This window comes from Mesorhizobium sp. M0340 (assembly GCF_040321535.1).
Lineage (GTDB): Bacteria > Pseudomonadota > Alphaproteobacteria > Rhizobiales > Rhizobiaceae > Mesorhizobium.
The window spans coordinates 399,068-412,308 of the sequence record NZ_JAMYRR010000003.1 but is presented as its reverse complement, the minus strand read 5'-3'; the positions used below and the strand labels follow the sequence as shown (position 1 = coordinate 412,308).

At 61.3% G+C, this 13,241-nt stretch carries 13 protein-coding genes and 2 pseudogenes; 8 read left to right on the top strand and 7 right to left on the bottom strand.

What is annotated here, in order from left to right:
* The 4 genes and pseudogenes from NKI79_RS06745 to NKI79_RS06730 all read left to right on the top strand — a co-directional run.
* Nucleotides 1-425, top strand: a pseudogene (locus NKI79_RS06745) (pilus assembly protein TadG-related protein); the annotation flags it as partial.
* A gap of 26 nt (nucleotides 426-451) precedes the next feature.
* A complete protein-coding gene (locus NKI79_RS06740; RefSeq protein WP_254820549.1) occupies nucleotides 452-871 on the top strand; it encodes a TadE/TadG family type IV pilus assembly protein in 420 nt (139 codons plus the stop codon).
* Between the two features lie 40 nt (nucleotides 872-911).
* Nucleotides 912-1,265: a TadE/TadG family type IV pilus assembly protein gene (locus tag NKI79_RS06735; RefSeq protein ID WP_352475868.1), complete on the top strand. Its 354-nt coding sequence runs from the start codon at nucleotides 912-914 to the stop codon at nucleotides 1,263-1,265.
* Between the two features lie 201 nt (nucleotides 1,266-1,466).
* Nucleotides 1,467-2,348: a YihY/virulence factor BrkB family protein gene (locus NKI79_RS06730; protein WP_352800592.1), complete on the top strand. Its 882-nt coding sequence runs from the start codon at nucleotides 1,467-1,469 to the stop codon at nucleotides 2,346-2,348.
* Nucleotides 2,349-2,461: 113 nt separating this feature from the next.
* On the opposite strand, the gene NKI79_RS06725 is transcribed toward NKI79_RS06730, so the two are convergent.
* The 4 genes from NKI79_RS06725 to NKI79_RS06710 all read right to left on the bottom strand — a co-directional run bounded on the left by NKI79_RS06725 (nucleotide 2,462) and on the right by NKI79_RS06710 (nucleotide 7,902).
* Nucleotides 2,462-3,223 carry a glutamine amidotransferase gene (locus tag NKI79_RS06725; protein WP_352800590.1) on the bottom strand — a complete coding sequence of 254 codons (762 nt, stop codon included), beginning with the start codon at nucleotides 3,221-3,223 and terminating at the stop codon, nucleotides 2,462-2,464.
* Nucleotides 3,224-3,309: 86 nt separating this feature from the next.
* On the bottom strand, nucleotides 3,310-4,311 hold the full coding sequence (locus tag NKI79_RS06720) for a rhamnose ABC transporter substrate-binding protein (RefSeq protein ID WP_352800588.1): 1,002 nt from the start codon (nucleotides 4,309-4,311) through the stop codon (nucleotides 3,310-3,312).
* Between the two features lie 46 nt (nucleotides 4,312-4,357).
* Nucleotides 4,358-5,347: an ABC transporter permease gene (locus NKI79_RS06715; RefSeq protein ID WP_352800587.1), complete on the bottom strand. Its 990-nt coding sequence runs from the start codon at nucleotides 5,345-5,347 to the stop codon at nucleotides 4,358-4,360.
* A complete protein-coding gene (locus NKI79_RS06710) occupies nucleotides 5,344-7,902 on the bottom strand; it encodes an ATP-binding cassette domain-containing protein (protein WP_352800585.1) in 2,559 nt (852 codons plus the stop codon). The genes NKI79_RS06715 and NKI79_RS06710 overlap by 4 nt, the downstream gene beginning before the upstream one ends.
* A gap of 196 nt (nucleotides 7,903-8,098) precedes the next feature.
* Between NKI79_RS06710 and NKI79_RS06705 the strand changes: the two genes are divergently transcribed.
* Together NKI79_RS06705 and NKI79_RS06700 are read left to right on the top strand one after the other, a co-directional pair.
* The gene (locus NKI79_RS06705; RefSeq protein ID WP_352800583.1) at nucleotides 8,099-9,382 is read left to right on the top strand and encodes an ROK family transcriptional regulator; all 1,284 of its coding nucleotides are present in this window, start codon (nucleotides 8,099-8,101) and stop codon (nucleotides 9,380-9,382) included.
* 191 nt (nucleotides 9,383-9,573) lie between these two features.
* Nucleotides 9,574-9,773 (top strand): annotated as a pseudogene (locus NKI79_RS06700) (CsbD family protein).
* A 115-nt stretch (nucleotides 9,774-9,888) separates the two neighbouring features.
* Here NKI79_RS06700 and NKI79_RS06695 read toward each other — a convergent pair.
* Nucleotides 9,889-10,707: a hypothetical protein gene (locus tag NKI79_RS06695; protein ID WP_352800582.1), complete on the bottom strand. Its 819-nt coding sequence runs from the start codon at nucleotides 10,705-10,707 to the stop codon at nucleotides 9,889-9,891.
* 369 nt (nucleotides 10,708-11,076) lie between these two features.
* Between NKI79_RS06695 and NKI79_RS06690 the strand changes: the two genes are divergently transcribed.
* Nucleotides 11,077-11,334, top strand: coding sequence for a hypothetical protein (locus NKI79_RS06690; protein WP_352475876.1), 258 nt, complete (start codon nucleotides 11,077-11,079; stop codon nucleotides 11,332-11,334).
* Nucleotides 11,335-11,417: 83 nt separating this feature from the next.
* Nucleotides 11,418-12,011: an SOS response-associated peptidase gene (locus NKI79_RS06685; RefSeq protein WP_352800580.1), complete on the top strand. Its 594-nt coding sequence runs from the start codon at nucleotides 11,418-11,420 to the stop codon at nucleotides 12,009-12,011.
* 96 nt (nucleotides 12,012-12,107) lie between these two features.
* Here NKI79_RS06685 and NKI79_RS06680 read toward each other — a convergent pair whose 3' ends face one another.
* Complete coding sequence (locus NKI79_RS06680) at nucleotides 12,108-12,653, bottom strand: group I truncated hemoglobin (protein ID WP_352800578.1); 546 nt, start codon at nucleotides 12,651-12,653, stop codon at nucleotides 12,108-12,110.
* A gap of 188 nt (nucleotides 12,654-12,841) precedes the next feature.
* The gene (locus tag NKI79_RS06675; RefSeq protein ID WP_254820561.1) at nucleotides 12,842-13,150 is read right to left on the bottom strand and encodes a hypothetical protein; all 309 of its coding nucleotides are present in this window, start codon (nucleotides 13,148-13,150) and stop codon (nucleotides 12,842-12,844) included.
* Nucleotides 13,151-13,241 lie beyond the last annotated feature (91 nt).

Genomic DNA, 13,241 nt, shown 5'->3' with positions numbered 1-13,241 from the left:
TTTCGCCCGGGATATACGTCATTCAAGGCGGTGATTTCAAAGCGAACTCGAACGCGAATATTTCCGGCGACGGAGTCATCATTTATCTGGCCGGCAGCTCCGGTGTCAGCATGAACGGCACGGCCACCATCAAGCTCAGCGCACCAACGTCGGGCACCTATTCGGGGGTGCTGTTTTACGGCGACAAAGCCAACCTGACTGGATCGAACACGGTTAATGGCACGGCAGATTCGCTTTTGACCGGCGCTTTGTATTTTCCAACGCAAGACGTTAATTATCTCGGCAATTTCTCGGGCAAAGGCGGTTGCACTCAGGTCGTCGCCAGTACCGTGCAGTGGTCCGGCAACGCGAACGTCAATCAGGACTGCACGAGCCTTGGAATGCGAGACATTCCGGCGACGCAATCCATAAAGCTTGTCGAGTAATCTTCGTGACAGGGTCAGCAGTCCGGATGTTCCGCAGCGATTCGGGTGCTGCCGCGGTAGAGTTTGCGCTGATTGTGCCGATCCTTTGCCTGGTACTCCTTGGCATCATTGACGGCTGGTCTTTTGTGTCGAACGCGTTGTCGATGCGTGCAGGCGTCAAAACGGCGGCGAATCTGGTGATGCAAGGAGCAGCCGAGGATGCGACTATCCAAGCTGTCGCTCTTTCAGGCTGGGAAAACCATCCCGGCGACGCGCAGGTGACGCTGAGCCGGAAATATATGTGCGGGACCACCGTGGTCGATCCATCTGTCCTGTGCGACAGTTTGAAAGCTCCCGCGGTTTTCGTCGAAATCCAAGCGACAGCCACTTGGTCACCGCCCTTCAGTTTCGGCGCGTTTTCGCTCTCGCGCGCGCTCACTCACCAACAGGTGATCCGTGTTCGCTAAAGCGAGGGCCTTCATACGGGAAGCATCAGGCGGAGCTGCGTTGGAGTTCGCGCTGATCGCCCCTGTTCTGATAATGGTCTTGATCGGCGTCTTCGCATTCGGCTGGGCCTTGAATGCCATGTCCAGCGTTCGGTATACGCTGGAAACGTCCGCGCGTGCGCTGCAGATGAAGAACTCGCTGACGCAGGCCGAGATAGAAGCCATAGCCACGGCAAAATTGCTAACTTTGGGATTGAAAGACGTAGACGTAACAATAGCAATCGACGCCCCCAGCGGCGGCTTTCGAATGGCACATCTCACGGCCAGGTATGCTTTCGTTATCGAGTTCCCGTACTTCGATCGGTATCCGATAAATTATGGGACGACTGTCGCAGTTCCATTGGTTGGATCATGAGCGCGTCCAATTTCCTTAGGCAATAAGGGTGAGCGGCTCAACGAAAGCGGCTGCGTCGGTTTCTCGCGGGCTACCGCAATTCGGCCAGCAACACCTGCGCCTCGGCGAGGTTTTTTCAGAGCCGGCGGCCAGGTCGTCCACTACCCCTCGCCCACTTCTATCTCGCCGCTACTTGTTTAATGACAATTATGCGAGGCCCACATGTGGAACTTGGCGACGGAGGGCTGGGTACTCCTCAGGCAAAGCATCCTCGGCTTCGTCAACGACAATGCGCTGAGCCATGGGGCGGCGATAGCGTTCTATGCCACGACTTCGCTTGCGCCGATCCTGCTCATCGTTGTCGCTATCGCCGGCATGGCCTTCGGGCACGAGGCGGCGCAACTCGCCCTTTCGGCACAGATCGCCGGCCTGATGGGGCCGCAAAGTGCCGAGCTGCTGCAGGCGACGATCGAGAACGCCTCGCAGAAGGAAGCGGGAACCCTTGCCAGCATTCTGGGGCTGGTCACGCTGTTCGTCGCCGCATCCGGCGTGTTCGGCGAAATGCAGCTGGCGCTGAACGAAATCTGGAAAGTCAAACCGAGCGGGGCAACGATCTCGCGGCTGGTTCGGGCACGCATTGCAAGCCTGGGCCTGGTCGCCGCGCTTGGTTTCCTGCTCCTGGTGTCGCTGGTCGTAAGCGCTGCAATTTCGGCCCTCGGAGAGGTCATCAACGCCTATCTGCCGTTCGGCACCATCATCCTCAGCGCCATCAACGGGATCGTCTCGTTTGCCCTGATCACGCTGCTGTTTGCCGCGATCTACAAGGTGCTGCCCGACCGCAGCCTGCAATGGCGCGATGTCGGCCTCGGCGCCGTGGTCACCGGGTTTCTGTTCACCATCGGCAAGTCGCTGATTGGCTGGTATATCGGAACCAGCGCCATCTCATCGTCATATGGCGCGGCCGGCGCCCTGCTCGTCGTGTTGTTATGGGTCTATTATTCGGCGGAGATATTTCTGCTGGGCGCAGAATTCACGCGAGCCTATTCGGTCCGACACGGCAGCCGGACCGATTTGAAGAACAAGGTGGAATTGCATGGCAAATGAGTTCACGCCGAAATTCCACCTCGCCGGCAAAGTGGTGCTGGTCACCGGCGCCTCGCGCGGCAGCGGCCGCGCCAGGACAACCGCACTGGGTGAAACCTGGTTGTCCGGCTTCCTCATTCATCGCCGGCGAGCCAACGGACCATGTTCGCCATCAGTCTTCCGTAGAACGGCCATGCGAGGAAATCCTGCGAGAGCCAATGCGGGCCGATATCGGTTGCCCAGGCAATCGTGCGGCCGCGGCTGTAGCTGCCGACGGCAAGGAGCGGCCAGTCGGTGCCGCGATAGTGGCAGGTCGCCAGAAGCCGGGACGAACCGTCGCGCCTGAATTCCAGCTTGTTCATGCCGAGGATCGGCGGCAACGGCCCCTCCACCCCGGAAAAAATCGGATGTGACGACTGCAGGATGGAGGTCTGCAGGCCTTGCGGCACCTCCATGCCGTCGCAGTAGGGTAGGCAACGGACCGGCAGAATGTCCTCGACCGAGGTGTCGTGGAAACGCGCCGTCCCGAACATGCCCTGAAAGCCCATATAGCCGCCGGCCAGCATCAGCCCGCCGCCAGCTTCGACATAGGCCTTGAGCACATCGAGGCGGTTGACGCCGACACGCCCGGCGCGGGCATCCGGCGTGACCAGCAATGTCAGGGCGCCGACGTCGGAGATCACCACCGCCTGATATTGGGCGAGCCCATCGAAGTCATAAGGAAACTCCGCGCTGCAACGCTCGCCGCCGATCTGCGTGACGGCGATGCCTTCAGTGGCCAGCGCGGCATTGAAGGCCGTCGCGCCATTTGTCGAGGCCGCACTTGTAAGCACGTCGCTGCCGATAGCAACCGAGGTCGTCGCTGCAAAGGTTTCGCCTGCAAGCAATATCTTCATTGCCGCCCCGCACTGTTTTCATTCGAGAGGTTTTTAGGAAGGGCGCCGGATCGACCGGCGCCCCTCTGGAGCTTGGCTCCATAGAATCAGAACTTGAACTCGGCCAGATTTTCGGGGGTCACGATCTTGGCCGGACCAAGGATCAGTTCGCCGCCGGCGCCAATCGTGTATTCGCCGAGCCTGCCTGCCGTGAACTTCTCACCCTCCTTGCCGGTGATCTTGCACTGCGCAAGCGCCTGGGCTGTCTGATAGGTAAGATAGCCAAGATCGGTGACGTTCCACCAGATATCCTGAGCCGCCTTGTCCTTGATGTATTTCGAGATCAGGGTGGCCGGCGCAAGGCCGGTCAGCTTGACCTTGCCGATCATGCCCGCTTCCTCGAGTGCACGCGCTGCCGCCGGAAGGCCAATGCCTGCCGGGACGATGATCACCTTGAGATCGGGAAACGCCTGGACCAGCGCCAATGCCTGCTGCTGGTTGATCTGTTCGCTCTCTTCACCATAGGCCACCTGCACCAGCTTCATCTTGGAGAACTTCGGCTCGGTCGCCATCTTCGCCTTCATGAAGTCGATCCAGGCATTCTGGTTGGTCGCCGTCGGCGTCGACGACAGGATCGCGAATTCGCCTTCACCGCCGCTGAGGGCGAATGCACTTTCCAGCATCATTTCTGCCAGACTGTCGCCCTTGACCTGATTGACAAACACCGCGCGGGCATCGGCAGCCACATCGGAGTCATACGAAATCACCCTGACGCCCTGCTGAACGGCGCGCTTCAGCGCAGGCGCGACCGCATTGGCGTCATTGCCGGCAATTGCGATGACCCCGACCTTCTGCGAGACGAGGCTGTTGATGAATTCGATCTGCGCCTCGGCAGTCGCCTGCGACGGAGCGACCTGGGTGGCGGTGCCGCCAATTTCCTTGGCCGCCTCTTGTGCGCCTCCGAACGCCACTTTGAAATAGGGATCTGTGTCGAGCTTGGGCAGGAAACCGACCGTTACGGGTTCCTTGGCGCATTCCTGGCTGAAGGCCAGCGACGTTGGCGAAAGCAGAACCGCGGATGCGAGCAGGGCTAATCTAAACGCTTTCATTGTGACTCCTCCGTCGAAATTCGGGCTTGAAGGAAGGGGCCCGAGATCACCCCTTTGTCTCGCGCATTGCGCGGGATCTGCTGAGCATCTCCTGTGTGGAACGCCAGTAATTGCCGACCAGCAGCGAACCGATCAGAAGCAGGCCGATGATCATGCCCTGGGCGTCGCCACCGATCTGGTTCAGCGCCAGCACGTTGCGGATGATGGCGATGAGGACCAGTGCCAGCATGACGCCGGTCAGGCGGCCCTTGCCGCCAAAGACGCTGACGCCGCCGAGCAGCACGATGGTGATGACGTCGAGTTCCATGCCGAGCGCATTGTTGGCGCGGGCGTTGGAGAGGCGCGCGGTATAGATGATGCCGGCTATGGCGGCGACGACGCCCGAGACGACGAACAGGTTCAGCACCATCCGCCGCGTGTTTATGCCCGAATAGCGCGCCACTTCGGGGCTGCCGCCGAGCGCGTAAATGCGCTTGCCGGTCGGCGTCTTCTGCAGCACGACCGCAAACACCGGCGCCAGCACCAGGAAGGGCACGATGGTCCACGGTATCTCGGTGCCAGGCAGGTTGTTGATGCCGAAATCGACGACCGCGGGCGGCAGGATGTTGACCGAGCCGGTGCCGAGCAGGATGTAGCCAATGCCTCGATAGAGCGCCATGGTGCCGAGCGTCACAACCAACGACTGCAGTCCAAGGCCCGAGACCAGATAGCCGTTGAAGGCGCCGAGCAGGCCGCCGCCGACGAGTGTCAGCGGAATTGCGGCAAGCGTCGGCACACCGGCCTGGACCAGCAAGCCAAAGACGACGGATGTCAGCGCCAACACCGAGGCGATCGACAGGTCGATCTCGCGGGTGATGATGAGCAGCGTCATCGGCAGGATCAGCAATGCCTTTTCCGAGGCGCTGGCGGCCAGTTGCGAGAGATTGAAGCCGGAAACGAAATTCGGCACGAAGATCGCGGCATAGAGGAAGATGGCTACACAGGAGGTCGCCAGCAGCAGATCCCAGAAGTCGATCGACCGGAGGAACTTTTTCACCGCGCCCTCGCCTGTCTTGCCTGCTCGGCGCGCCGTACGATGAAGGTGTCGATGCCGATGGCGACCAGGATCACCAGGCCGTAGACGCCCTGCAGCCACAGCGGATCGACGCGCACCAGCGTCAGCCCGTTTTTGATGACCAGCAGCGTGAGGGCTCCGAGGATGATGCCGAGCAGCGTGCCCGAACCACCGCGGATGGCGACGCCGCCGACCACCGCTGACGCGATCACCGTGAGTTCGAAGCCGAGCGCAACGCGGGCGTCGATGGTCGCATAGCGCGATGCCCACAGCGCGCCGCACAGGCCGCCGAGCAGGCCGGCCATGCCAAAGGCCAGCAGAATGCGCCGGTCGACAGGGATGCCGATCAGACGCGCGCCGTCGGGATTGGAGCCGGCGGCGAACAATTCGCGCCCGAAGGCGGTGCGATAGAGCAGCACGTAGCCCAGGCACAGGATGACGATTGCGATGACGACGATCAGCGGCACGCCGGCGATCTTCAGGCCGGTCATGTCGAGCCAGGCTTGCGTGACTTCGTCGGCGCTGATCTGGTCGCCGGCTGCCCAGATCGAGTTGAAGCCGCGGAAGATAGACATCGAGGCCAGCGTGACGACGATCGCCGGGATCTTTCCCCTGGTGACGACGAGGCCGTTGATCAGGCCGGCGACGCCACCGACGGCGCATGCGGTCATCAGCCCGATGCCGATGTCGAGCCCTGGATAGGCCTGGACCATGCTGGCCGCCATGTAGGCCGACAGGCCAATCACCGCGGCGATCGAAAGGTCGATGTTGCGGGTGATCAGCACCAGCATCTGCGCGAGTGCTGCAACCACGAGCAGCGCGGCATCCATCGACACGGCGGTCAGGTTTGCAGCGCTCACCATGCGCGGGTTGATGATGGTGACCGGGATCGCGACCGCCAGCATCGCGGCGAGCAGGCCGAACTCCCGCCGCTTCAGTATGTCGAGCGGCCCTTTTCTTTTCTCCTCGCCGGCGGCCTGTGCTACCGGGCCGGCGCTTTCGCCGGCTTTCGTCGCTGCTTCCAGCACCTTTTCCTGGGTGGCTTCGCCCCTGGCAAATTCGGCCGTCCGATGGCCTTCGAGCAGGACGATAATGCGGTCGCACATGCCGATGAGTTCGGGCATTTCGGAGGAGATCAGGATGATGGCCATGCCCTGCGCGGCAAGGTCGGCGATCATCGCATGCACTTCCGCCTTGGTGCCGACATCGATGCCTTGCGTCGGCTCGTCGAGGATGAGGATGCGCGGTTCGGTGCGCAGCCATTTGGCCAACACCACCTTCTGCTGGTTGCCGCCGGACAGTTCCTTCACCGGCTGCGCGTAGCCGGAAAAACGAAGCTTCATACGTTTCAGCCAACCCGAAACCAGATCGATCGCGCGGTTCGTGCCGTAGAAGCCGGAGCGGGCTGCCTTGTCGAGGACGGGCAGCACCGCATTGTCGAGAATGGAAAAATCCATCACCAGGCTCTGGCCCATGCGGTCTTCCGAGACATAGGCGATGCGCGCATCCATGGCGTCGCGTGCCGAGGCGAAGCGCACAGCTTCGCCGTCGATCAGGATTTCGCCGGCATCGGGCTGGTCGATGCCGAACAGCACGCGCGCGATCTCGGTCCGACCGCTGCCGACCAGGCCGCCGAGCCCGAGCACCTCGCCGGCATGGAGCTTGAGGTCGATATTGGAAAAGCCACCGGCGTGCGAAAGCCCCCTCGCCTCCAGCACCAGTGCGCCGGTGGCGTGGCTTCGTTGCGGATAGAGGTCGGTCACCTCGCGGCCGACCATCATGCCGATGGCGGCGGCGCGGCCAAGCTCGGCCTTCGGCTTGACGCCAATGAGACGCCCGTCGCGCAGCACCGCGATGCGGTCGGCGATGCGGAAGATCTCGTCCATGCGGTGGCCGACGAACATCATCGCCACGCCGTGCAGCCGCAGGTCGGCGACGACAGTGAACAGCCGCTCGACCTCGCGCTGCGACAGGGCGGCCGTCGGCTCGTCCATGATCAGCACCCGCGCGTCGAGCGACAGGGCGCGGGCGATCTCGACCAGTTGCTGTTCGGAGGTGCGCAACGTTCCGAGCCGGGTTTCGGCCGGCACGTCGAGGCCGACTGTCGCCAGCACCCTGCGCGCGCCGGTAAGCATGGCGGCGTTGTCGATGCCGCCGAAGCGGTCGCGCGGCATATGGCCGAGATAGATGTTTTCCGCCACCGAAAGATCAGGGAAAAGACCGGGATGCTGGTGCATGACCGAGATGCCGGCAGCCTGGGCGTCGTGCGGCGAATGGAAGACCACAGGCTTGCCATCGACTTCGACATGGCCGCCGGTCGGGAGATACACGCCGGCCAGCAGCTTTACGCACGTGCTCTTGCCGGCGCCGTTTTCGCCAAGCAGAGCCAGCACCTCGCCTGAGCGCAATTCGAAGGACGCGTCCTTGAGGGCAATGGTGCCGCCGAAGGCTTTTGTCGCATGAACCAGGGCAACGGGGACAGCCGTGTCGCTCTTCACCATGGCGTCGGCTTCGCCTAATGCGCCCAAGTGCAGCACCTTTCCTCCCTGGTTCTGTTTTTTCAATTTGCTATATTAAATGGCTGAATGCCGCAACTGGAAAAATTGACTTCCATGGCCGCGAAGGGCACTGTCGCGTCGCGCACGGGTGCGATTAGAGTGCTCGACCCCGCGGCAGCCTCAAAGCTGCAAGCGGCTGGAGTGGCTCTGCGGGAATGATGGGGAGGCGCCGGTTTTGTCCGGAAAAGGCAGCAATTCGGTCAAGGTTCGGCATTATAACGAGCGCTTCGTGCTTGATGCCATCCGCCGCCTGAAGGAGGCATCCAAGTCAGATCTGGCGCGCGCCGCAAATCTGACGCCGGCCGCGGTCGCCGCTATTGTCGACGGGCTGGAATCGTCAGGATTTGTAAAGCAAGTGGGAAAAAGGTTCGGACAACGCGGATCGCCGTCCACTCTCTACCGACTTGCACCGGAGCGCATCTACAGTGTCGGCATCAAGATCGGCCGGCGCGCGCTGGAAGCCGTGCTCGTCGACTTCGCCGGCGAGGTCCGCTCGCGCGAGTCGCACGAATATCGCTTTCCGGATCCCGACATGGTGCTAAAGGCCGGCAACATGTCGCTGGCCAATTTCGACAAGTTGATCGAGGGGCTTGGCGATGCCAGCATCGTCGGCGTCGGCATCGCCTCGCCGTATTTCCTCGGCGGCTGGAGCGAGGAGCTCGGCTTTCCCGACGACCTTGGCAGCCGCTGGGAAGCAATCGATCTGACGACGTTCTTCGCCACAAAGCCGAAGACCCCGGTCTTCGTGGAAAACGACGCGTCATCGGCTGCACTCGCAGAGCTCATCCAGGGGACCGGCGCGCGGTTCCGCGACTTCATGCATATCTCGATCGACACCTTTGTCGGCGGCGGACTGGTGCAAGGCGGCAAGGTCCACACCGGGCCGCACGGCAACAGCGCCGCGCTCGGTCCTTTGCCGGTCTCGCCTTCAAGCCTCGATTCGGTGGCGGCCAAGCCGGCGCGCTACCAGAGCCTGCTGCATCGCGCTTCGATCTATGTGCTGGTCAATCATCTCAAATCGCGCGGCATCGAAATCAATCGCGTGCGCGAACTCGACCCCTTGCCGCCGGGGGCGCGCGAACCGCTGTCCGAATGGATCGACGATTGCGCCAATGCGCTGGTCGAGGCGATCATCGCCATCACCTCGGTCATCGACATCGAGGCGATCGTTCTCGACAGCATCCTGCCGCGGCCGATCCATCTCGAGCTGCTGGCAAAGGTGCAGACCCAGTTCAACAGGATCAGCGCCATCGGCATCGTGGCGCCGGAAATCGTCTCGGGCCAATTCGGCGCCGAGGCCTCGCCGATCGGCGCGGCGATGCTGCCGTTCTCGGCGCTGTTGGCGCCCGACAGCGGCGTGCTGATGATCGGCAAGGATAGAACGATGCTGCTGGGCAGCCTGTCAAGACTTGCCAGCCAAAGCCAATCAGGAAGAAGCTCAGCGACTTCAACAGGATAGGGTGGCGCTGCAAGGAGCATCAAGCTCCAGGCATCATCAACATCAGCTCGCAGTCCGGCACGGGCACGGCAGGCTTTTTGCGCCGGCACCGGAACTTTTAGCGGCCGCTAATCTTCATTCGTCACCGACATTGAAATGCCGATCGGTCCGCGCTCCGCTTCAGTGCGGGCCCAGGAAGCAAGGAGGAACATATGAACTGGGATCAAATCAAGGGAAAATGGACGCAGTTCAAAGGCAAGGCGAAAGAGCAGTGGGGTGACTTAACCGACGATGATCTTGATCGGATCGAGGGCAACCGGGACCGCTCTTGGGGCGTATCCAGGAGCGATATGGCATCGCCAAGGAAGAGGCGGAGCGCCAGGTTGATGACTGGTCCAGAAGCATCAGCTGAGCCTTGGACGCAACGCGGTCTTCTCCCACCGGGGTGAACTCGCGTCGCCCGCCGTGCCGACTGGTGCGGTGGGCTCTTTCGACAGGCAGGCCCCGCGAGGAACCTTTAGCCGTATCTAATGTTCTACTTGCGTGGCGGGCTTCGCCCCGGCGTGCGCCCCGCCCGGAGGCGAAGGAGTGCAATCATGAACAACATTATCTGGCTGGTCGGCGCGATAGTGATCGTAATAGCCATTTTGAGTTTTTTGGGTCTGCGGTAGCATCTGAACCCTCTCTTCGAGCTGGCGACCGTCCCCGCGCGGCATGGCCTCAGCACGCCCAAGCTGGTCAGACTTAGGTCCCAAGCAAGACACTCTGGGGTTGGACCGAAGCCTCGGCTGAGGAACGTAGCCGGCTGGCTCACGTTGTGGTGAGCTTTGGCGCGACGAAGATGCGTCCGGGCGGAAGAGTTCAAAGCCAGGGAGGAGAGGCCCGACGCTGCTAACGAGCGTCGGGCCTGGGCGTAAATGCAAACAATCAGCAGACTGTTCAATTCCCATGCCCAGGCAGCACGTGCCGTTGCCGCGCTTCAGGCTGCCGGGATTCGCCGTCGCCAGATCAGCGTGGTCGGATCTTACAACGACAATGATGAACCGATCAGCGTTGCTGGATATTACGACGATGGGATGAGCGCTGTCTGGCGGAGCGCCGTCGCCGGTGCCGCACTTGGCGCCACGGCTGGTCTGTTGGCCGGTTTCAGCGCTTTTGGAACTCAAGACGTTGATCCTGCGGGGATGACCGGCATGGCTCTGGTCGGTGCGGCGTGGGGCGGCTTTGCCGGCGTGCTTCTCGGAACTTTCGCCAATTTCGCCCAGAAGCCGCGCAAGCCGAAGATCGCAGAAGGTGTCATACTGGTGATGGCCCGGGTCGATGAAAGGCAGGCCGGCGCCGCGCATACGGTGCTCCGGAGTTTCGCGGAGATGCCTTCCGGGCCGATGAAGAGGAGCGCTTTGCCAAATTCAAGCCGGCTCCGCGTCCGATCTGGTGCCCGATGAAGTTTGGTTCGCGAAACAGCAATTCAAACCGGAGGCGCCCGACGAAAGCTTGGCAAACCAACACTTTGGAAGCATGCGGGCTACTTACCGTCGTGTTGTCCTTTATTCTTACCGTTCTGTTGGCTGGTCTCATCCTTGGCTGAACCGAACCCACGCCCTAGCCACCGGCGACACTATGCCCGGCAATTGGCGAAGGTTGTGGCCAGTTCGAAGGATTAAACCATTCGTGCTAAGCGTTAATAGCTTGTAGCCGTAGGAGAGGACGCCAACGTGGACAAACGGGCTGAAGGAGACAGGGAGAAATTGGCCCGAGGCGAGTTCGAGCTCAAAGCCGAACGATATGGTGTGAACGCCTTTCTTCTCGTTGTCGAGCTTGTAAATCTGCTGGAAAAGCGCGGATTGATCAGCAGCGACGACGTCGCGAAAATAGCCGAGGCCGCCGCACTTGCCGTCGCCGCATCCAGTCAACCTGACGTGAACAGCATCAATCTGTTGCAGACCATCGCTGCCGCACGCCGGCCCAAATAGGCTTATATCAAATCCGCCGGCAATCAGCGCCAACCAAACGCTATGGATTGAACTGATCTCGGTCGAGCGTACGGAGCCTTTCCATGTGCAATGACTACGAGCAGCACATCGCCTGGGCCGAATACTGCCGGATGATGGAATCGCTGGCGCTCAAAATCCCCAGCCATCAAACCGAACTGGATCTGCCGCAGGCGGATGACATCCACATCAACGACCCCGGGCCTGTAATGCGCGTCGCCGGCGACGCAATCGAACTGGCGTCGATGACGTTCGGCTTTCCCCCGGCCGGGCCAAAAGGCGGACCTGTATTCAACTTTCGCTCGGAGGGCCGGCAGTTCGGCAACAGCAGGCGCTGTCTCGTTCCGGCGTCGGCATTCTTCGAATTCACGGGAACGAAATATCCAAAAACCAAGCACAGGTTCACGCTGAATGGCCATTCGTTCATGGCGATTGCCGGGTTGTGGCGCGAGGGTATCGGCAACAAGCCGCCAACGTTCACGATGCTGACGAGCGAGCCGGGGCCGGACGTGGCGCCATATCACAACCGGCAAGTGGTTGTGCTGCGGCCGTCGGACTGGGCGGCCTGGATCCACCTGACGAGGTCCGAGGCCGAACTCCTGCGCCCGTTGCCGGAAGGGTCGCTCAGAGTCGAGACAGCTCGGGCGGGTTCGGAGTAGGAACCATCGGAAAATTGCTCGCTTAGCTGCGGCCGCGCCGCATAGCCACGGCGCGCGCCCCATGCCCAGAATGAATGCCCGCGCGATATAAGCGCTTCAGCCCGGCTTGACGTAGCCGGCGGTGACCTCGTCCTTGTGAGCGGCGAAAGCTTCCAGGACTTCGGTTTTCTCAGGCTTCGGAATTTTGAAATGATCCAAGGTCCGCCCGAGTTCCGCTGCGACTTCATCGAATTCCGCGGGGGAAATCCGCAGGTCGCGATGCGCCTCCTCGAGGCCGAGCGGCGTCGTGCCGGGCTTGGTGGCGACGAACTTGAAGGGCCCGCCAGAAACGTCGCAGACCCACAGCGTGCGCATGAACTTGAGGCCGGGCAACCTTTCAAGGTTCTTGGTGTGCCATTTGCGCAATTGTGGGTTCTTGGACTTCTTGCCGACAATCGGGTTCATCACGACGGCGTCGCTGAAATGATCGATCACCGCTGCGATGGCGAACACACCACCCAGGCGCTCATATAAAGTCTTCCCCGATGTGGTTTTCTTAGCCTGGGCGAATGCGTTATCGGCAGGCAATACCGACGTCGATGCGGCGGCCAGCGCCAGCCCGGCGACAACACTTCGTCTTGTCAAAGAGGTCGAAATTTTCATCCCTGGTTCCCTTCGAGGTTAGGCCAGAGCAAGCCGCAGCCTGTCTGGCGGGCTTCATGAAGTGACATTCGGACACGTTGCCGTATTTTTAGCATCGTCTAATGAACTAACGCGCCCTTCGCCCGAATTATTCCGATGGACGGCATTGCCGTGGTCAACATGCGTAAGGTCGCGCGAATGAGGAAGGCTTAAGCACGCGTCGCCGCGCGCGGCAGCGGTCGCGAAGCCATTTCAGCCGCATCGGCGGCCCGATCGATGTTGTTGCGGGCACCGTAGTGTTCCTGGCCTTGCTGGCGGCGGTCGCCTGCGGCCAATAGCCTGTGCTTTTCGAAGATCGCTAGCTTCTGCGGATAGGTGATCCGCACCTTTGCGTTGCACCCGTCGCATTTGAAGTGCGCGATTGTTCTTAGTGCAGAGCCCTTTCTTACCGCCGGATGCGAGCAATCCGGACATTCGAATGTGAGCGCGACATCTGATAAGTCTTCGGCTAAGCCCATTTCCATCCCCTTCGCAAGCTCGGTGGCTACACTCTGGCGATTCTCAATGAGCAATTCAGATACCAAACGGCTGTGCCAAAGCGGGACTAGG

Bases quoted from the DNA above. Each gene is read 5' to 3' on its own strand.
- NKI79_RS06725 (WP_352800590.1), bottom strand. From the start codon at position 3,223: ATGAAGATATTGCTTGCAGGCGAAACCTTTGCAGCGACGACCTCGGTT.
- NKI79_RS06695 (WP_352800582.1), bottom strand. From the start codon at position 10,707: ATGCGCGGCGCCGGCCTGCCTTTCATCGACCCGGGCCATCACCAGTAT.
- NKI79_RS06720 (WP_352800588.1), bottom strand. From the start codon at position 4,311: ATGAAAGCGTTTAGATTAGCCCTGCTCGCATCCGCGGTTCTGCTTTCG.
- NKI79_RS06740 (WP_254820549.1), top strand. From the start codon at position 452: ATGTTCCGCAGCGATTCGGGTGCTGCCGCGGTAGAGTTTGCGCTGATT.
- NKI79_RS06730 (WP_352800592.1), top strand. From the start codon at position 1,467: ATGTGGAACTTGGCGACGGAGGGCTGGGTACTCCTCAGGCAAAGCATC.
- NKI79_RS06685 (WP_352800580.1), top strand. From the start codon at position 11,418: ATGTGCAATGACTACGAGCAGCACATCGCCTGGGCCGAATACTGCCGG.
- NKI79_RS06680 (WP_352800578.1), bottom strand. From the start codon at position 12,653: ATGAAAATTTCGACCTCTTTGACAAGACGAAGTGTTGTCGCCGGGCTG.
- NKI79_RS06675 (WP_254820561.1), bottom strand. From the start codon at position 13,150: ATGGGCTTAGCCGAAGACTTATCAGATGTCGCGCTCACATTCGAATGT.